Origin of the sequence: Pseudoalteromonas sp. SIMBA_162 (genome assembly GCF_046535955.1) — a bacterium.
GTDB lineage: Bacteria > Pseudomonadota > Gammaproteobacteria > Enterobacterales > Alteromonadaceae > Pseudoalteromonas > Pseudoalteromonas marina.
Window position 1 is genome coordinate 1 of sequence record NZ_JAWJBQ010001100.1, and the last position, 240, is coordinate 240.

The 240-nt window shown below is 68.8% G+C and carries 1 protein-coding gene; it reads right to left on the reverse strand.

Annotated features, from left to right (window positions below; all coding sequences use genetic code 11):
* Nucleotides 1-204 (reverse strand): urea transporter (locus tag R0J88_RS23090; RefSeq protein ID WP_410901328.1); only part of this gene is annotated, 204 nt, incomplete at its 3' end.
* Between the last annotated feature and the right edge of the window lie 36 nt (nucleotides 205-240).

Consider the following 240-nt stretch of genomic DNA (forward strand, 5'->3'; position numbering starts at 1 on the left):
GTCGTAGCCACGGGCCTGGGCGGTGAGCAGGCCGGCCAGGGCGCCGAGCAGGGCGCCGCCGACCAGGTTGGGCGCGGTCAGCAGAATGGCCAGCAGGCAGCACAGGCCGCACAGGGGGTTGCGCAGCAGCAGCACCTGGCTGAAGCCGTTGAGTAACGCCGTGGCCCAGTCCGGGCACGGGTTGACGAAATTTTTGGTGTACATGGGGCAGTCAGTGAGGTTGATGGGGGAGCGGTGGGC